Here is a 19,646-nt window from a genome sequence, read left to right on the forward strand (position 1 = left end):
TTATATTTTAAACCATCGCCTGATATCCCACCATTTTTTTTCTTCATTATCCACATAATAGCCCGAACTGGTATAACCCGAGTAATCCGAATAATAATAGTACCGGCTGCCATAACCTTCGCCGGTAAATTTGGTGGTATAATACCTGGAGTGCAGCAGATCTTCCTCAAATGCATTCAGCACAATTACCGTGTTATCTAAATGATATTCCTGCGCTATACGCTGTGGTACTGTTGCCGCGTAATATTTTGATTTGCCCGACCGGATCACAAAAACATTAATATCGCTTACCCTGATAAGCGGGATTGAATCGGATACTAAACCAATAGGGGCGGTATCGATAATGATAATATCGTATTTGGTGCGTAATTCGCTGATCAGTAAATTCATCCTGTGTGAGTGTAATAACTCGGAGGGGTTTGGCGGTACTGGCCCCGAAATGATAAAATGAAGATTTTCTACTTCAGAATGATGGATAATGTCATCGCTTGTGGCCTGGTTGGCCAGGTAATTACTTAATCCTAAATCATTAGGGATATTAAACGTGCGGTGTATACGCGACCGGCGTAAATCGGCGCCGATAAGTATAACCCGTTTATTAATTAAAGCTAAGGTGCTGGAAAGGTTTACCGCTACAAATGATTTACCTTCACCCGCAACTTCCGATGTGATACAAATTACCTTACTTTCTTTTTCTGATGCCAGGAAGTTAAGGTTGGTACGTACCGACCTTACCGATTCTGCAAAAATAGACCGGGGTTTACTGATAGCCAATAACTGCGAATTATCTTCGTCTATTGATCCGGGAAACTTTCTGATAACCCCAATAATGGGTACAGTTGTTAAACTCTCAACTGTTTCTTTATCGTAAATATATGGGTTTAATACCCTTATCAGCACAATAATGGCCAGGCCCACCAGCAGGCCGGTTAATATGGCATTGCGGTTTATTTGCTCTTCGTTTGGTGCTATAGGCCCCAGGTTTGGCTGTGCCCGGTCAACTATTGATGCACCCGGCAAAATAGCCGAACTACTGATCTGGGCATCAAGTTTTTTCTCTTTTAGAATGTTAAATACCTTTTCGTTTATCTCAAAACTACGCTCAAGGCTTATCATATCCCGTTCGGCAACCGGCAGGGTTGCTATTTGCTGATTAACGGAGTTTGCCTGGCCATCCATGTAACTTAGGTTACGCTGAATGGTTTCACGTGTAGAGTTGACATTAGAAAGCGCCGCGTTTTTTATCCGCAATATTTGGTTGTTAATATCCTGTACAGGCGGCGAATTATTGGTATAGGTTTTAAGCAGGCTGTTTCTTTCGGCTATTAAACTATTAAAAGTAGTGATAATACCCGATAGCAATGGGTCGACCGTACCTGAAAGATTAAAGTTTAGGTTAGCATTATCCTTTTCCCTTATCAGTTTATCTTTAAACTCATCGATAGCTAATAACTGCATCCTCAATAATGAACGCTGCGCTTCAATATCCTTTGATTTTGCAAGTACATTTTCTGCAGCTGAATTTACGTTGACTATTTTATTACGCTGTTTGTATTCCTGAACATCTTTTTCTGACCCCTTAACCGAGTCGGAAAGAAAAGATAACTGCCGGTCGATAAATTTGATGATTTGCGACGCTGATTTTGTTTTTTGTTCCCTGTCATATATCAGGTACTCATCTAAAATAGCATTAAGCACATCGGATGCAAACACCGGGTTCAGATCGGTTTCCTGCAGGGTAATGATGTTTGAGTTTTTTACTAATTCGCCGGTGCGCAAACCGCCTTTTGCCCGGCCCAGGAAATCTTCGGGCGAGTTAAACTTGAATATAATTATAGTGCCGCTGCTTAATTCGCCGGGGTATTTAATGCTGAATGTTGTTGGCCCGATAGTTACCGGGGTGTTATATGCATAGTTTTTTTGGGTAACTTTTGAACCACCCAATTGATAGGATAAGTTAAACGTTGTATTATTTACCGGCCTGAACGTAATTTTATCCCTGTAAAAGTTAACGCTGTCTAAGGTAATGAATTGAATATCCAGCAGTTTTTGCGGGTACAGGTCAGAAGTACGTAAGCGGCCCGAAAGATAAAAGCTAACGCGGTAATCCAGTTTTTTAATAGCGCGTAAAATAAGCTGGCTGCTTTGGATAACAAAAACCTCGCTTTGTATTTTAGATGTGTTGTTAGTATTTGTAACAAAATTGCCGCCAAGGTCGGATATTTCTGATTTTTTATCTTCAAACTTCAGGGTCGCTACAGAACTTGAATACAATTTAGGGGTAACCCACAAATACACTTTGGCAATACCCATGCATAGTAAAACAGTACCTGCAACCCAATACCAGCGGCTTAACAGGATCTTGCCTATTTTAAAATAATCAATTTCCTGATTCGGTAATTTCTTCTGAAACTTATCTGTCCCCTGCATTTACCTGAAAAGCGTATATATAATTAGCGCTGTATTAAAAATCAACAATGATGGTTGTACCAGTGTCGAGAAATTTTGGATCTTATCATCCCGCACAGCCCGTTTGTTTTGTGCAATATAAACAATATCGTCATCCTGAAGAATGATATTAGGGCTGTTTAATATATTAACGTCGCTTAAATCAACCCAAATCGTTTTTTGGGAGCCATTTTCCTTCCTTATAATTTTTACGTTTTTTTCGTCAGCCGCGTTATTCAGGCCGCCTGCCTGCCCAATTATATCAATCAGTGTCGTCTTATCTTTCAGAAGCGGGTAGTTTCCCTGCGATTTTATTTCGCCTAATACGGTAACCTTCAGGTTTAGCACTTTTAATTCGATAATTGCGTTTTTAAGCAAATTTTCGCGGTAAAGTTTTTCAATTTTGCGGGCGGCCTCATATCGTGTCAGTCCTGCTACAGGTATATGGCCAATAACAGGCAATGTTACACTGCCATCTTCCTCAACCTGGTAGGTTTGTGAACCAGCCCCATCGCTGCCAGCAGTGCTGCTTACACCTTCAACAGGCGCTAAAAACTTATAGTTTTCCAGGTTCCTGATCTGTAAAATATCGTCGGCTTTAATATGGTATGCAGTTGGAATAGTTCCCTGTGTAATATTGGCTGTTTGTGTAGGCTTGTCCTGGAATAGCGCGTGCTGTTGTTTGTATGAGCACGAAAAGCATAACAAACAAATTACACCTAAAAAAGGGAGAATTTTAAAACGCATAGTGTTTAATCAGTACCATGTTTAAATATATTAAACATGGAATTTCAAAAATAGTATAATTTTGCATTATAATAAGTTATAATTTATCAGCGGCATTTTGAAAATATCATTAATAACAGTAACATTTAATGCTGCCGATACCATTGAACTTTGCATTAATTCTGTAATTAGCCAGCAATACCCAAATCTGGAATATATTATCATAGATGCACAATCTGCAGATGATACCCTTATCATCGCCAATAAATATAAAAAGCATATTCACTATATAATCTCCGAACCCGATAATGGCATTTACGATGCTATGAATAAAGGTATAAAACAGGCCACCGGCGATATTATAGGCTTACTGAATGCTGATGACCATTTTGCCGGGAATGATATATTAAAAACGATAAACAATATGTTTGAAACAACCGGGGCCGACGCCGTATACGGTGATGTTGATTACATAGACAAGCGTGAAAAAGTGATACGTAAATGGCAGGCGGGAGTGTACAAACATGGCGCATTCAATAAGGGCTGGATGCCACCCCATCCTTCGTTTTATGTGAAAAAAGAGTTGTTTAACAAGTTTGGTTTGTATAACCCGCAATATGGCAGCGCCACCGATTATGAATTGATGCTGAGGTTTATACATGTCCATAAAATTAAAGTTGAATATCTTAATAAGGTAGTAGTGAAAATGCTTATCGGTGGTGTAAGCAATAAAAGTATAAAGAATAGAATAAGCGCCTGGAAGAATGATTTTAAGGCAATGCGAACTAATGGGCTCTCTTTTCCGTATATAGCCATTGTATTAAAACCACTGCGTAAAATTACCCAGTATATCAATATCAAATAATTATTATTTGATATATTTGAGCCATATAAATGGCCTAAAATTTATATAAACTATTGATAATGCCGGAATTTTTACACAATCACCAGGTGTATTATTATGCCTTAATATTATTGCTGTCGTTACTAATTAGCTGGCAGGCCATACCTTCTATTTTACACGTGGCGCGTACCCGGCATTTATACGACGACCTGGGCCACTTTCGTAAACAACACGACCATGGGATACCACGCCTGGGGGGTATTGCAATATTTGTAAGTTTTGTAATTACCCTATTGCTTTTTTGTGTAACAGGCAAGCAGTTATCGGTAAATTATTTACTTACGGCCTGTGTAATATTATTTGCAATGGGCTTAAAAGATGACCTTTCGGGGGTAAACCCAAGCACAAAGTTTTTTGTGCAATTTGTAGTTAGCGCTATTTTAGTAATCCCCGGCGATATCCGTTTAACAAGCATGTACGGTGTATTAGGCGTGCATGCCATGCCCTACAGCATCAGTGTAATTTTTAGCATACTCACCGTTATGTTAATTGTTAATGCTTTTAACTTAATTGATGGCATTGACGGCCTTGCCGCAACTACCGGAATTATTGCCAATAGCGCGTTTGCAACCTTGTTTATCTACACCCATCAGTACGAACTGGCCAGCGTATGCCTGGCTCTGGTAGGGGCATTAATAGGTTTTTTACGCTATAACCTTACCCCGGCTAAAATTTTCATGGGCGATACCGGCTCTTTGTTAATCGGACTGGTCACCGTAGTTATGGCCATTAAATTTATTGAATCGGGTAAAATAATTGATGGCGCCGTACCACATGTGTACGCTATACCGGCGCTTTCAATTGCTATATTAATAGGGCCAATTTTTGATACTTTTCGTATAATCTCAATTCGTATACTGAATAAAAGGTCCCCCTTTCGGGCCGATAGGAACCATATTCATCATCGCATATTGCGTTTAGGCTTTAACCATATGCAAACCACAGCACTACTGGCCGCCGTAAATATTATCAGTATTGCACTGGCCATAATGTTTAGTGGTTTTGGCAGCACGGTTATGATTATTGTAATAGCAGTATCTTCGCTGTTGTTTAACTGGACAATTACCTTTTGCATCCGCTGTAAGGAGCGGGAACGCATCTCTGCCCTGTATCTCCTTTCTTAATGTCACCCTTGTTTCACAGTGTTTGCTAACATGCAACGCTTCCTTATTTTTATTTAGATTTGCGCACATAAATTCTATCAGGAATGAGAATAGCTATTAATGGGTTCGGGCGCATCGGTCGTATTTTTTTACGGAATATCCTGCAAAAAAAAGGTATCGAAGTGGTGGCTATTAACGATTTGGCCGATACCCAAACCATGGCCCATTTATTTAAGTACGATTCCGTGCACCGGGGATTTAGCGGGACGGTGCTTGCCGGCGAAAACGAATTGATTGTAAACGGAAAAGCCATTAAAACATTCGCGCTAAATAACCCTTCCCAATTACCATGGGGCGCATTAGCTATCGATTTGGTTATCGAATCGACCGGGAAATTTACCACCCGTGAAGGGGCAACGCAACATTTAACGGCAGGCGCCAGGCAGGTTGTTATTTCAGCCCCATCAGCAGATAAGGATATTCCTACAACTGTGTTGGGTGTTAATGATGATGACGCACATTTAAAAGCACAGGTCATCTCCAATGCCTCGTGCACTACCAATAATGTTGCCGCATTAATAAAAGTGCTGGACGATAACTGGGGCATTATAGATGGTTACATAACCACCGTGCATTCCATGACCGGCGACCAAAACCTGCACGACGCACCGCATAAGGACCTGCGCAGGGCGCGTGCGGCATCCGGGTCAATTATTCCAACTACTACAGGGGCAGCCAAAGCTATTACCTCTATCTTCCCGCATTTAGACGGTAAACTGGGCGGGGCTGGTATCCGTGTGCCGGTGCTGAACGGCTCGCTAACGGATTTTACCTGCACCCTTAAAACCATGCCCACCGTGGCGGAGATAAACGCAGCATTTAAAGCAGCTGCCAACGGGCCGATGAAAAATATATTGGAGTATACCGAAGACCCAATTGTGTCTACAGATATATTAGGCAATACGCATAGCTGCGTTTTTGACGCGTTGCTGACCTCGGTTGTAGGCGGCCTGGTGAAAGTGGTGGGCTGGTACGATAATGAAATGGGTTATTCCAGCCGCTTGGCCGACCTGGTGGAAGAAATAAAAGATTTAAAATGATCAAGTTTATTGATGCCGGGGCTGTACTGCCTATCCGTAACGAAGTATTGCGCGAAGGGCGTTTAACTTTAGACCAATGCCGCTTCCCCGGCGATGATCATCAGGACGCCTTTCATTTAGGTTATTATGTTGGCGATGAGTTGGCTTGTATCGCCTCATTTCACCCTCAGAACTATGAAGGCTATGAGGGCAAAGCCTACCAATTGCGGGGCATGGCTACTATCGAAAAATATCGCGGGCAGGGGATAGGCAACCAATTGGTGAACTTTGCCATTGTATACATGCGCGGCCAAAAAGTAAATTATTGCTGGTGCAATGCGCGGAAAAAGGCCGTACCATTTTATAAAGCACTCGGTTTTGAAATTATATCGCCCGAGTTTGAAGTGCCCGGCATTGGCCCGCATTACGTAATGTATGTTAAGATAATGTGAAGTTTCTTGCTATAGCAAACACCTTATTCATTTTTGCGTTCCCGTTTTAAGATTATTTTTCTGATTTTGGCCGCAATTTATAATTCTGACCATTTAACCATTGTATGAAAACAGTAGATCAAATAAGTTTCTCAGGAAAAAAAGCGCTCATCCGGGTCGACTTTAATGTTCCTTTAGATGAAAATTTTAATATAACCGACGATAACCGCATGACGGCCGCGTTGCCTACCATCCAGAAGATACTGCGCGATGGCGGTGCCGTTATCCTAATGTCGCACCTGGGCAGGCCTAAAGGCGGCCCTGATGATAAATATTCGCTGAAGCATGTGGTAAAACATTTGTCCGATCTGTTAGGGCAGCAAGTGGAGTTTGCCGACGATTGTATTGGCGCCGACGCTGTTGCTAAAGCTAAAGCCCTGCATCCCGGCGAAGTATTATTGTTAGAGAACCTGCGCTTTTACAAAGAAGAGGAGAAGGGCGATAAGGACTTTGCCGAAAAACTATCTAAGCTGGGCGATATTTATGTGAACGATGCTTTTGGTACCGCTCACCGCGCGCATGCTTCAACCGCTATCATTGCGCAATTTTTTCCGGATGCCAAGTATTTTGGTTACCTGATGGCTGCCGAGTTGACCAACGCTGAAAAGATATTGAATAATGCCCCTAAGCCATTTACGGCCATTATGGGTGGTTCTAAAGTTTCTGATAAGATAGAACTGATAGAAAAGCTGCTGGATAAGGTAGATAACCTGATCATTGGCGGTGGTATGGCTTATACTTTTGCTAAGGCCGATGGTGGCACGATAGGTAACTCGCTGGTAGAAGCAGATAAGCTTGACCTGGCCATTAGCCTGCAGAAAAAAGCTAAAGAAAAAGGTGTGAAACTGCTGTTGCCTGTAGATAATGTTACCGCTGATGCTTTTTCTAACGATGCGAACACAGACATAGCTAAAACCGGCGAGATCCCCGACGGTTGGATGGGCCTGGATATTGGCCCTGAAACAGTGAAGCTATTTAGTGAAGTGGTAGAAAACTCAAAAACCATTTTATGGAACGGCCCGATGGGAGTTTTTGAAATGGAGAAATTTTTAGTAGGGACCAAAGCTATTGCCGATGCTGTTGCCAAAGCAACCGATAATGGGGCTTTCTCGCTAATAGGTGGCGGCGATTCCGCCGCGGCAGTTGCCAAATTTGGCATGACTGACGAGGTAAGTTACGTATCAACCGGCGGCGGCGCTTTGCTGGAATATATGGAAGGCAAGGAATTGCCCGGTGTGAAAGCGATTAATGAGTAAAAAAGAAATGTCATTTCGAACGAGGTACGAGGAGAACTACTCTCTTGACCGAAGGGAAAAAATCTTATACGCGTGATAAGCATGTTATATAGGATTTCTCCCGTTGGTCGAAATGACAATGATTAATTAAGTAAAATATTTGTTCAGGCCCCGATTTATCGGGGCCTTTTCTTTTTATTCTGTATTTTTAACAATCAAACAAAACCCCATGAAGAAATTTATACTGATCATCCTGTCAATCACTACCCTGGGTGCTTTTGCCCAGCGTGGCGGCCCTGGCGAAGACGCCGCGTATGTAAAGGCTAACTATACCAAGTTTGAATACCAGATACCCATGCGCGATGGTAAAAAGTTATTTACATCGGTATACGTGCCAAAGGACCAAACTAAAAAATATCCGTTTATGATGGACCGCACCTGCTACAGCGTAGCGCCGTACGGGCCTGATACTTATAAGAGCAGCCTGGGCCCGTCGTCGCAGTTTTTGCACGATGGTTACATTTTTGTATACCAGGATGTGCGCGGCCGTTTCATGAGTGAGGGTATTTACGAGGAAATGACCCCCGAACTGGAAAACCACAAAACAAACAAGGATATTGATGAGGGGACAGATACTTATGATACGATAGACTGGCTGCTGAAAAATGTACCCAACAACAATGGTAAAGTAGGCGTGTGGGGGATATCTTACCCGGGATTTTATACCACAACAGCTTTGCTAAGCCGTCACCCGGCGCTGGTTGCAGCATCGCCGCAGGCGCCCATTGCCGATCTGTGGCGCGACGATGGCTGGCATAACGGCGCGTTCTTTTTGGTAGCAAATTTCGGTTTTTATCCCGGCTTCACCAACCGCCAGGATGATAAGCCAACCCAGCGTAGGGGAGGCCGTTTCGATCCGGGTACCAATAATGGCTACGACTTCTTTATGAAAATGGGTTCGATGAAGAACACCAATGATAAGTATTATAAAGACACCATCCGCCTGTGGAACGAAATGATGGACCACCCCAATTATGACCAGCACTGGAAAGACCGTAACGTGCTTTATCACCTGCACGATATTAAAACCGCGGTATTGGTAACCGGCGGCTGGTACGATGCCGAAGATTTGTATGGCGCTATTAATACTTATAAAACCCTGGCTAAATTAAACCCGGCTACGCCTGTTTATTTTACTATGGGCCCCTGGGTACACGGTGGCTGGGCGCGTGGCGATGGCGATGCTTTAGGCGATGTTACCTTTGGAGGCCCGACCGGCCCCTGGTATCGCGAACATGTTGAATTTAATTTTTTTAGCCATTACCTGAAGGGTACGCCGCTTGAAAATCTGGCACCGGTAAATACTTTTGAAACCGGCGTTAACAAGTGGAAGACCTACAAAAAATGGCCGCCGGTTGAAGCGGTAGAGAAAAACCTGTACCTGTTACCCGGTGGCAAACTGAGTTTTACTGCTCCAAAAGGTGTTAAAGATAGCTACGATGCTTACGTATCCGATCCGGCAAACCCAGTGCCATTTACACCTGAGCCAAGCATGGATATGAACCGTGAATATATGGTTGGCGATCAGCGTTTCCTGGCCGGTCGTAAAGATATTTTAAGCTATACCAGCGACGTGCTGGATAAAGACGTAACCATTGCCGGCAATATATGGGCTAACCTTAAAGTGGCTATTACCGGCACCGATGCCGATTTTATTGTTAAAGTAATTGATGTTTATCCTGATGACGCGCCCAACAATACACTTAAAAACAGGGATGGCAGCACAAAAGAAGTGAAAATGGCAGGATACCAGCAAATGGTACGCAGCGAACCCATGCGCGGCAAATACCGCAACGCGTTTGATAAGCCCGAACCATTTGTGCCCGGCAAAGTAACCCCGGTAAACTGGGAACTTCAGGATATACTGCATACCTTTAAAAAAGGCCACCGCATTATGGTGCAGGTGCAAAGCAGCATGTTCCCGCTTATCGACCGCAACCCGCAAAAGTTTGTTGATATTATGAAGGCCAAAGAAAGTGATTTCCAAAAATCAACCAACAAGGTTTATACCAGTGCCATACATCCAAGCTTTTTAAAAGTTAGGGTGATGAATGATAATTAAGATTCATTTTATACTAAAGAAAAGCCCGATGGTTAACTCTATCGGGCTTTTTCTTTTTATTCTTCATTGCTTGATACCTCAACGACATGGTGGAAAAGATTGTAAAAAAAGCGCAGGCCTGACGAAAAAAGCGGGACGGCGAAGGCGGGAATGCCGTTTCAAATCGCTCTCTTGCGAAAATTTGAGACGCAGGGCGGGGAGAAGCTTTTTTTTCGTCTTGAAACCCTCGCTGCTGGCACCCCCTTCCTAACCCGAACAAGTAAACGCCCTTAACGCACGTATAAGATTTCTCCTCGTACCTCGTTCGAAATGACATAAATACAATTACAGCCAATTTCAAGTATTCGCAGGGTGACCTTGCTGGGATAAAACTTATTACAAATTCAACAGCTTAACCTTATGCTTAAGTAATTCATCTATTTTTCATCTTCTGTTAAACCATCGGGTAAAATCCTGCTCCAATTGGGAAATACCCTTTGAACATGATATAGCCATGACAGAAGTAAAAGCCACAACCTATAGCCCCATGGCTGTTTTAAGGATCAGCATTGGTATCATTTACCTTTGGTTTGGTATCTTGAAATTCTTTTTTGGGCTTAGTCCGGCCGAGCAGGTGGCTTCACAAACTATACATCAGTTAACTTTCGGCTTGTTGCCCGATCATGTAGCCATACTAACCCTTGCCCTATGGGAGTGTAGTTTAGGTGTTTTATTTATTTGCTGTAAATGGATGAAGGCTGTTTTAATAATGATGTTTATTCACATGGCTTTTACATTCACCCCGTTTTTGTTTTTTCCTCATCAAACATTTATGCACCTGCCATACGATTTTACCTTACTGGGGCAGTATATCATGAAAAACATTATCATTATCAGCAGCGGTGTGGTATTATGGCAGCATTACGTAAGTGGGCTACCCCGCATTTATAACGTGCCCTTTAGCAAACGCAGTTAATATAATTCAACATAAAAAAAGCGCCCCGAATATTCGGGGCGCTTTTTTTATAACTGTTCTTTTAAAAAATTACCGCATGCTCGATGTAGCCGCTGGTTTCGTTACGGGTTTCACCACCGGCGCCGGTTTGTTTTTAGCAAAACGCTCACTGATGATGGCCAGATCGGCATCAGTTAATTTTGATGTTGATTTCAGGATCTTGGTGAAAAATGCCACTTCATCAGCATCGGCAGGGCAGCCTACGCTTTTACCATAAGTATCAAACCCGGCGCCCGCGGGTCGCACCTGACTATCGGCCAGTTCTTTGCCATTAGCATCAGTAATAAACCAAAAAGGTAAGCCTGCTTTTTCTCCTTTATACTTGGTCATCAATTCTAACGATCCGGGGTTTTCCAGGTTCTTTTTGGCTGGCTGCTCCATTACGTCAAGGTAGGCTATCACATAATTATCGGTGAACATTTTGTTTAACGCGGGATCGTTAATACAAGCCTCCATTTTTTTGCACCAGCCGCACCACGATGCATGGAATATAACCATTACATTTTTGTGTTCCTTAGCTGCCTGCGTATAAGCTTCCTTCATCACGGTTTCGGTTGATGGCATATCCTGGGCAAAGCTCATTGCCCTGATAACAAACATCAGGATGATTGATAGTATGAATTGCTTTTTCATATGACTATTGTTTTTAAGCAAGTTAGGAATTTATTATTTAATCAACACCACTGTCATTGCGAGGCGCGTAGCAACGCGGCAATCTCACAGTCAGATTTGCGAACTACGGGATTGTAACGCTAACGCTCGCAATGACAAACTTTTACACTACCTCACCACCACCTGCGCGGTATTCCGGCTGGTTTGTTCAAGCAATACTGTTTTATCACTCACCAGATCGCGCAGGGTGCTTTGCTGATAGTGCCGCATGGTATATAAGGTAAGACCGCTGTTGTATTTTATTCTATAATTCTGCTTCATATCAGCCAGTAATTTGGCCAGGCGTTCGTCATAAACATTAAAACAAACGGTAAAGCTAAGCGCCGAAGTTTGCATCATATTAATATGCACGTGGTTTTTGGCAAACAGGCGGAAAATATCGCTCAGGTGGTCTTCAGAAATAAATGAATAATCCTTAGTTGAAACCGATAGTAATGTTTGCCCCGACTTAACAATGATAACCGGCTTAGTAAATTTTTGATCAGACTTTTCCTTAATGATCGTCCCGGTACCGTTGGCATCGTTAAATGGCTTTACCCATAACGGTATCCCGGCGTTTTGTAAAGGTTTAATAGTTTTAGGGTGTATAACCGATGCGCCGTAATAGGTCATTTCAATGGCCTCGTTATAGGTTAACTCATCAAACTTCACGGTATCGCTAAATAACTTTGGGTCGGCATTTAAAATACCCGGCACATCCTTCCAGGTAGTTACCGATTTCGCACCTAAACAAGCTGCAAATATGGCCGCGGTATAATCCGAGCCTTCGCGCCCGAGTGTAGTAGTAAAATTCTCGGATGTGCCGCCTAAAAAACCCTGTGTAACTACTACCCCTTTTTGAAGCATGGCCGGTATCTCTTTTTGTATAATAGCGCAGCTTTTATCCATATCCACCACGCCTTCGCGATAACTATTATCGGTATGGATATAGCCCCTTACATCAAGCCAGGTACTGTTAATGCCAAAGTGGTTCAAATAAGCGTTGACGATGCGTGTAGCTGCCAGTTCGCCAATGGATACGATCTGGTCGTAAATGAAATCAAAATCATCGTGCGGATCATCTTCCAGCATCCAGTCAATCTCTACAAAAGTATTGTTCAGGTCTATAAGGATGTCGTCGTTCCTGCCAAAAAGGTCCTGTGCTATTTTATAGTGATATTGCTTAATATCTTCAAAAATGTCGTGAATATCGCCATCCTGATTAAAATAGGCTTTGGTTAGTTTTTCCAGCGCGTTGGTGGTTTTGCCCATGGCCGATACCACGATCAGCAATTGCTGCCCCTCGTTCCGCTTCACAATATTGGCGAGGTTGATCACGCCTTTAGCATCCTTAACCGATGCCCCTCCGAATTTATAAACCAGCATTATTAATGATATTGAGAAACCACGGTATTAGGCCGCAGTAATGGTTGAATTTGTGTATATGGTATAAAAAGTTCTGTTTTCCCCGCAGCGTAAGGCTTTATTTCGTACTCGTTATACACGAAACGCAGTCCGGTAGGGGTAATGAGAAAGTTATCATTCAGCGCGAATTTATCTTTCACAAAAAAGTAATTGTTTTTTAACGGTTCGGTATCGCTGATCTTCTCTTCGGCCCGGAAAATCTTTTCGCCTATAGAATCAAGCGGGTGTTGGTAGCCATCAACTAAAATATCACTTAGTTTGATAACCTTGTGCGCTTTGGTATCCCAGTTCAAAAACATCGTAAGGCTGCTGCCATGCGCGCCGCCCCTAAAACTATACCCCGAAAACTGCATGGCTATTAACGATGAATCCTGCCTGATGACCGAGGCTGTTGTTTGCAGGGTATAGATCCATTTTTTATTTAACCCTGCATTTTCCTGCTGATAGGCCTTCATAAAGCGTGCTGCGAAGTGCTTAAAGCTGGTATCCGATTTTTGATAAACGCCGAACAACCCGGCAGCCCGGTGCCTTACCGTATCGTTCAATGCAGGGGCGCCATGAAACGCGGGGTATTTGATTTGGATAACCGTGCAACCGCTATCGGGTTTATTGCCACAATCGGCCGCGCGTTGTTTAAAGGTTATATATTGATATAAAAGTGTGTCCTTAACAATATCGGGTTGATGTTTAGGCGACTTATCCCACGAGCAGGCAGCAGCTAAAGTGACCAGGGCAGCCAATAAAAAGAAGCAGTACTTCATATTCCTGTTTATTTAACGGTACTCTTTAATACATTTTTAAGGCCGCTTTGTTGCAAATTACCCCTTGAATTTCGCCAGCTGATCTTTAGATAGCGAAGCGTTAAGCCACCCAGCCTCGATACCTGCCTCGTATAGGTTATAAAACTTAATAGCCGGTTCGTTCCAGTCAAGCACCTGCCAGGTCATGCCGTTAAAGCCAAGTTCGTGCGCTTCTTGCACCATACGGTTAAACAGCAGCTTACCTGCGCCTTTTCCGCGCCAGCTTTGGGTAACTATTAAATCTTCTAAATACAACCGCTGGCCCTTCCATGTAGAATACCGGATGTAATACAAGGCCATGCCAATAATTTCACCATCGGCTTCAGCGACATAAGCTTTCCAAACCGGTTTACTGCCAAAACCTGCTTCTTCAAACTCAGCAAGGGTGACGGTTACTTCATCGGGTGCGCGCTCAAACTCAGCTAATTCTTGTATCAGCTCCATCATGCGCGGGCAATCTTCTTTTTTGGCTATTCGTAGGGAAATATCATTAGTCATTTGTCTGAACCTTGATTAAACAGATTTATATGATTTCAGAATTATTACAAGTCTAATTACGATGTAGAACAGGAAATTCGGGTAATCCTATAATCCCTTAAATCCTGGTTCAGACAGATTAATTATTCTTCCAGTGTTTCACCACTCTCGCCCCAAACACAGTGCTGCCCAGGCGTACCATGGTGCTGCCTTGCTCCATAGCTATTTTATAATCGCTGGACATTCCCATAGATAGTTCATCAAAATTATCATCCTTGCGGAAAAAGCTTTGTTTAATGCCATCAAAAAAGGTATCCAGTTCGTAAAACTCTTCCTTAAGTTGTTTTTGGTTATCGGTATTGGTAGCAATCCCCATCAACCCGCGTATGCGGATGTTTTTCAATTCTGCAAATTCATCAGACCGCAGCAGCTCTATCGCCTCATCAAAGCTTAACCCAAACTTGGTTTCCTCGTCGGCAATGTATATCTGCAGCAGGCAATCAATTACCCGGCTGTTTTTCAGGGCCTGCTTGTTTATCTCCTGCAACAGCTTCAGGCTATCTACCGAATGTATCATGGTGATAAACGGCGCTATGTACTTTACCTTGTTGCTTTGCAGGTGGCCTATCAGGTGCCACTCAATATCTTTGGGTAAGGCCTCATATTTCTCCACTAACTCCTGCACCTGGTTTTCGCCAAAAATACGCTGACCGGCATCGTAAGCCTGTTGTATATCTTCTACCGGTTTGGTTTTAGATACCACTATCAGTGTAACGTTATTTAGGTCGGTTTCTCTTTTTAATGCTATTATATTATCTGCAATACTCATTTATGCGTAATTTTGCTTGATGCCGCTAAATTACAGAATGCGTATATATAAATATTTGTTTTTTTTAGGATTACTTGCTTTTGCCGCATGCCAGAGCCAAGAGCCCGTGCCCGCTGATGTGATAAGCGAGGACCGTATGCCCGCCATTGTTGCCGATATACACATTGTAGACGGCGACTTGTACAACGTACCCCAAACGCCCGATAGCCTGTATAAATATAGCATGGGGCATTATATGGCTGTATTTAAAAAATACCATACCGATTCGGTGCAGTTTAAAAAAAGTTATACCTGGTATACCCGGCACCCCGTTAAGCTGGATGAGATTTACGACAACGTGTTGAAAATACTGCAAACCAAAAACGATTCGATAGCTAAAATAAAAGTGCCGCCGCCTAAACCGGCCGCGCCTGTAAACACGCCTGTTAAAATACCTATTAGAGTACCTGTTAGACCTGCCAATGCTGTACCCGCAAAATAGTGCCGATAAATTAGGTTTTACCGATGTTAAGGAATTGATAAAAACCCATTGCCTGAGCGAAATGGGCCGGCAGATGGTGGATAAGATACAGGTAATGAACAATTACGATAATATCCAAAAGTTCCTGAGCCAGGCTAACGAGTTTAAAAACATCCTGCAAAATGATACCGCTTTGCCTATCCAGCACTTTTTTGATATTAAGTCGCTGGCTAATAAAGCAAGGGTAGAGGGTGCCTTTTTAAGCGAGGAGGAATTTTACCAGGTGCAGGCATCACTAACTACGGTGTTTGCAGTGATCGCCTATTTTAATGAGCGTGAGGGGCAGTATCCCAACCTGGAAGCTTTATTTGAACACCTGCCTATAGAGAAGGCCATCCTGAAAAAGATAGACGCGGTGATTGATCAGAAAGGCAAGATCAGGCCTAACGCCTCGCGCGAATTGCTGGAGATCACCTCGGGTATAGCCAGGGCCGAACAGGAAGCCCGCCGCAAGATAGACCAGGTATTTAAAAATGCCGGCAACAACGGCTGGACGGCGGACGGATCGCTAACCGTGCGCGACGGGCGGTTATGTATCCCGCTGCTGGCCGAGAACAAACGCAAGCTGAAGGGTTTCATTCATGACGAATCTTCATCCGGGCAAACCGTTTATATGGAGCCCGAGGAGGTTTTTGTATTGAATAACCGCGTGCGCGATCTGGAATTTGAGCGCCGCCGCGAAATTGTAAAAATACTAACCGCCCTGACGGATGAACTGCGTCCCTATACACCATTATTATTATCCTACCATAGTCTGTTAACCAAGCTCGATTTTGTGCGGGCCAAAGCGCTTTTCGCGATGGATATAGAGGGCGAGATGCCCGAGGTAGTGAATGATGCGCGGATAAAACTGGTAAACGCGCGCCACCCTTTGCTGTTCCTCAGTTTTAAAAAGGAACATAAAACAGTAGTGCCTTTAAATGTGCAGATAGATGAGGGGACGCGCGTTGTAGTGGTATCGGGCCCGAACGCGGGGGGTAAATCTGTATGTATGAAAACTGTGGGCTTGTTGCAGATGATGGCGCAGGCCGGTTTGCTGATCCCTGCAGCTGATAATAGTGTGGTTGGGGTATTTAAGCAGGTGTTTGTTGATATTGGCGACGACCAAAGTATTGAAAGCGATTTGAGTACCTATAGCGCGCACTTATCAAAAATGAAGCATTTTGTAGAGAACGCCAACGGCAAAACCCTGATACTGATTGATGAGTTTGGTACAGGCACCGATCCGCAATTTGGCGGGCCGATAGCTGAAGCTGTGCTGGAAGCGCTAAACCATAAAAAGGTAAAAGGTATGGTGACCACGCACTATAGCAACCTTAAAATATTTGCCAGCAATACCCCGGGTCTCGAGAATGCCAGTATGTTGTTTGATAATGTGCAGATGAAACCCATGTACATGCTGGAAGTGGGCAAGCCCGGCAGCAGTTACGCGTTTGAGATAGCCCAGAAGATAGGCTTGCCGCAAAACGTGCTGAACCTGGCCAAAAACAAAATTGGCACCAATCAGAAAAAAGTGGATACCCTGCTGGTTGACCTGGAGCGCGAGAAGAAAGAGATATTTGATACCAAATTACAACTGGATAAGCAGCAACGCAAGGTAAACACACTATTACAGGAAAACGAGCAGTTGAAAAGCTACCTGGAAGAAAATCAAAAGGCCCTCATTCGTGATGCTAAGCAACAAGCCAAAAATATTATACTGGACGCCAATAAACTGGTAGAAAATACCATAGCTGAAATAAAAAGCAACCAGGCCGATAAGGAGAAAACCCGCAACCTGCGCGAGAACCTGAACAAGGAACTGCAAAAGAATACGGTTAAGCCGGAAACACCAAAACAAACGGTTGTTGATGATGAGCTGAAGCCAGGCGATTGGGTGAAGCTGGTAGATTCGGAAACAACCGGGCAGGTGATGGAGATTGTGAAGGATAATGTGATCATTGCCATTGGCGACCTGCGCACTGTTGCTAAAAAGAAACGGGTACAAAAAGTATCAAGAAAAGAAGTCCCTAAAGAAGTAAGGCGCAGCTACAGTAATAGTAATACCAACGATGTGGCTAATTTTAGTCCCGAGATTGATGTACGCGGACAGCGTGGCGAAGAGGCCCTATATAATATTGAAAAAGTACTGGACAGGGCCATTATGATGGGTTTCGGTACCATTAAAATACTGCACGGCAAAGGCGACGGTATCCTGCGCAAACTTATCCGCGAATATCTGCGCAAATACGAACAGGTAAGCCGCCTGGAAGACGAGCATGCCGACAGGGGTGGGGATGGGATTACTTATGTTTATTTGAGGTAATTACTTTTGTCATTGCGAGCGATAGCGCGGCAATCTCGTAGATTGATTTGCGAACTACGAGATTGCCGCGTCGCTACGCTCCTCGCAATGACAAACATCTTCTACGTCTCAATATGATTAATCTTAACCCGTTTTTGCGAGAGACTCTGCGTAGACAAGTGAAGAATACGTCATGCCGAATTTATTTCGGCATCCTACACGCTATTCACGCTCGGCAGGCTCTGTAATTTTCCCTACTTGAAGACATTCCCAATGTTTACTTTAATGTTTACTTTTATGATGAGATGCCGAAATAAATTCGGTATGACGGCTGGTTTTATAAATACTCAGGCCGTTGTTAGAGTTGTCTCCAACAACACTGCGTGGGGTTGTTAAAATTGTGGGCTATCAACATAATAGGCCTCTTTACAACTTCGCAAGTTACATCCTCATCTAACATTACTTTTTAATATCAGGTACGAGGGTGTGGAATACCTCATCAATTTGACGTTGATCGTTGAATTCAGGAATATTGCGGTTATAATCCTGGTATCGATTACTAACAAAGAAGCTTCGAAAATGTCCGGCAATTTTTACCTCATAGAAGGTAAAGTCAACACAATCCATACATGGTATTTCTTTCGGAGCCTTTCCTTTTTTAGTAAGGTGTTCAACAACCTCATAATCATTGGGCGTATCACAGATATGATAAGCTAATAGTAATTTTACCAGTTTGTCTAACGATGTGCTGGGTTTGAGCGGCTTGACATATACTCCCCTTTGATTAACCGCACTGATACGATCATACCTATGAAGTATCTTAACACTATCTTTTAACTTTCCTTGAAGATCGGTTTTAGAAAAATTGTGTTCAAAATAATATATCGCTTCTAAAGAGTCACGGTTACCTTTGATTACAATGCAGTGTTCATCAAGCCCACCCCAATTACTGGACAAGGTATATCTTATTTCAAGGTCATACTTTGATTGGCTAATAGGCGGCATTACACTATCAATCACAAATCGACTTGTTCCGGGATATATTTTATTGTCTTTGAAACTATTAATATGGAAGTTCTTTCCGGCAACGAGAATATTGAATTGTGCCTTGCTGGTCTTCGGCAAACAGCACATATAAGTTAAAGAAATAATCGTAGACAAGGCTTTGTACATATTCTAAGATAGACAATACAAACCAACCTCACAATATAGACATTCCCGTCCGCGCAGAGTATCCCGCAGAGGATTCAGGCCGTTGTTGGAGTTGTCTCCAACAACACTGCGCAAGGCTGTTAGAAATTGTTGGTGACAACACCAACAATGGCGATGAACCAACCTTACAATATGGGCATTTGCCGTTAGTGAGGACTCTCTGGAAGAGAACCCTGCACTAACCACGCAGCGCAGCTATGTAATTGTATTACCTTAAGTGCTTATACAGGGCCCTCCGCGAGAGACCCGTGTAGTCAAATTACTTTTTGTCATTGCGAGCGACAGCGCGGCAATCTCGTAGCTTGATTTGCAAACTACGAGATTGCCACGTCGCTACGCTCCTCGC

17 protein-coding genes are annotated in these 19,646 nt (G+C 43.2%); 9 read left to right on the forward strand and 8 right to left on the reverse strand.

Going from position 1 to position 19,646, the window contains the following annotated elements:
- Together IRJ18_RS06550 and IRJ18_RS06555 are read right to left on the reverse strand one after the other, a co-directional pair.
- A complete protein-coding gene (locus IRJ18_RS06550) occupies nt 1-2,430 on the reverse strand; it encodes a GumC family protein (RefSeq protein WP_194105390.1) in 2,430 nt (809 codons plus the stop codon).
- Nucleotides 2,431-3,195: a polysaccharide biosynthesis/export family protein gene (locus tag IRJ18_RS06555; RefSeq protein WP_194105391.1), complete on the reverse strand. Its 765-nt coding sequence runs from the start codon at nt 3,193-3,195 to the stop codon at nt 2,431-2,433.
- 97 nt (nt 3,196-3,292) lie between these two features.
- Between IRJ18_RS06555 and IRJ18_RS06560 the strand changes: the two genes are divergently transcribed.
- From IRJ18_RS06560 to IRJ18_RS06590, 7 genes are all read left to right on the forward strand, one after another.
- A complete protein-coding gene (locus tag IRJ18_RS06560; protein ID WP_194105392.1) occupies nt 3,293-4,039 on the forward strand; it encodes a glycosyltransferase family 2 protein in 747 nt (248 codons plus the stop codon).
- A gap of 59 nt (nt 4,040-4,098) precedes the next feature.
- Nucleotides 4,099-5,202 carry an MraY family glycosyltransferase gene (locus tag IRJ18_RS06565; protein WP_194105393.1) on the forward strand — a complete coding sequence of 368 codons (1,104 nt, stop codon included), beginning with the start codon at nt 4,099-4,101 and terminating at the stop codon, nt 5,200-5,202.
- An 83-nt stretch (nt 5,203-5,285) separates the two neighbouring features.
- Nucleotides 5,286-6,281, forward strand: a complete 996-nt coding sequence (gene gap / locus IRJ18_RS06570; protein ID WP_194105394.1) for a type I glyceraldehyde-3-phosphate dehydrogenase — start codon at nt 5,286-5,288, stop codon at nt 6,279-6,281.
- Nucleotides 6,278-6,712, forward strand: a complete 435-nt coding sequence (locus tag IRJ18_RS06575) for a GNAT family N-acetyltransferase (RefSeq protein ID WP_194105395.1) — start codon at nt 6,278-6,280, stop codon at nt 6,710-6,712. Before gap ends, IRJ18_RS06575 begins: the two co-directional genes overlap by 4 nt.
- Nucleotides 6,713-6,816: 104 nt before the next feature.
- Nucleotides 6,817-8,007, forward strand: coding sequence for a phosphoglycerate kinase (locus IRJ18_RS06580; RefSeq protein ID WP_194105396.1), 1,191 nt, complete (start codon nt 6,817-6,819; stop codon nt 8,005-8,007).
- Between the two features lie 208 nt (nt 8,008-8,215).
- Nucleotides 8,216-10,108, forward strand: a complete 1,893-nt coding sequence (locus IRJ18_RS06585; protein ID WP_194105397.1) for a CocE/NonD family hydrolase — start codon at nt 8,216-8,218, stop codon at nt 10,106-10,108.
- A gap of 493 nt (nt 10,109-10,601) precedes the next feature.
- Nucleotides 10,602-11,063: a hypothetical protein gene (locus IRJ18_RS06590; protein WP_194105398.1), complete on the forward strand. Its 462-nt coding sequence runs from the start codon at nt 10,602-10,604 to the stop codon at nt 11,061-11,063.
- Between the two features lie 69 nt (nt 11,064-11,132).
- On the opposite strand, the gene IRJ18_RS06595 is transcribed toward IRJ18_RS06590, so the two are convergent.
- The 5 genes from IRJ18_RS06595 to IRJ18_RS06615 all read right to left on the reverse strand — a co-directional run bounded on the left by IRJ18_RS06595 (nt 11,133) and on the right by IRJ18_RS06615 (nt 15,284).
- Nucleotides 11,133-11,735 (reverse strand): thioredoxin family protein, encoded by a 603-nt coding sequence (locus IRJ18_RS06595; RefSeq protein ID WP_194105399.1) that lies wholly within the window; start codon nt 11,733-11,735, stop codon nt 11,133-11,135.
- A 147-nt stretch (nt 11,736-11,882) separates the two neighbouring features.
- A complete protein-coding gene (locus IRJ18_RS06600; protein WP_194105400.1) occupies nt 11,883-13,139 on the reverse strand; it encodes an aspartate kinase in 1,257 nt (418 codons plus the stop codon).
- Between the two features lie 2 nt (nt 13,140-13,141).
- On the reverse strand, nt 13,142-13,939 hold the full coding sequence (locus IRJ18_RS06605; RefSeq protein WP_194105401.1) for a DUF3298 and DUF4163 domain-containing protein: 798 nt from the start codon (nt 13,937-13,939) through the stop codon (nt 13,142-13,144).
- Between the two features lie 57 nt (nt 13,940-13,996).
- Nucleotides 13,997-14,476 carry a GNAT family N-acetyltransferase gene (locus tag IRJ18_RS06610; protein ID WP_194105402.1) on the reverse strand — a complete coding sequence of 160 codons (480 nt, stop codon included), beginning with the start codon at nt 14,474-14,476 and terminating at the stop codon, nt 13,997-13,999.
- A gap of 118 nt (nt 14,477-14,594) precedes the next feature.
- Nucleotides 14,595-15,284, reverse strand: coding sequence for a YggS family pyridoxal phosphate-dependent enzyme (locus IRJ18_RS06615; protein WP_194105403.1), 690 nt, complete (start codon nt 15,282-15,284; stop codon nt 14,595-14,597).
- A gap of 37 nt (nt 15,285-15,321) precedes the next feature.
- Between IRJ18_RS06615 and IRJ18_RS06620 the strand changes: the two genes are divergently transcribed.
- Both IRJ18_RS06620 and IRJ18_RS06625 read left to right on the forward strand, forming a co-directional pair.
- Entirely contained in the window at nt 15,322-15,765 is a 444-nt protein-coding gene (locus IRJ18_RS06620; protein WP_194105404.1) for a DUF4296 domain-containing protein, read from the forward strand.
- Nucleotides 15,746-18,109 (forward strand): endonuclease MutS2, encoded by a 2,364-nt coding sequence (locus IRJ18_RS06625; protein ID WP_194105405.1) that lies wholly within the window; start codon nt 15,746-15,748, stop codon nt 18,107-18,109. The genes IRJ18_RS06620 and IRJ18_RS06625 overlap by 20 nt, the downstream gene beginning before the upstream one ends.
- A gap of 438 nt (nt 18,110-18,547) precedes the next feature.
- Here the strand turns inward: IRJ18_RS06625 and IRJ18_RS06630 are convergent, their stop codons facing one another.
- Nucleotides 18,548-19,261, reverse strand: coding sequence for a hypothetical protein (locus IRJ18_RS06630; RefSeq protein WP_194105406.1), 714 nt, complete (start codon nt 19,259-19,261; stop codon nt 18,548-18,550).
- Nucleotides 19,262-19,646 lie beyond the last annotated feature (385 nt).

This window comes from Mucilaginibacter boryungensis, assembly GCF_015221995.1.
Classification (GTDB): Bacteria; Bacteroidota; Bacteroidia; order Sphingobacteriales; family Sphingobacteriaceae; genus Mucilaginibacter; species Mucilaginibacter boryungensis.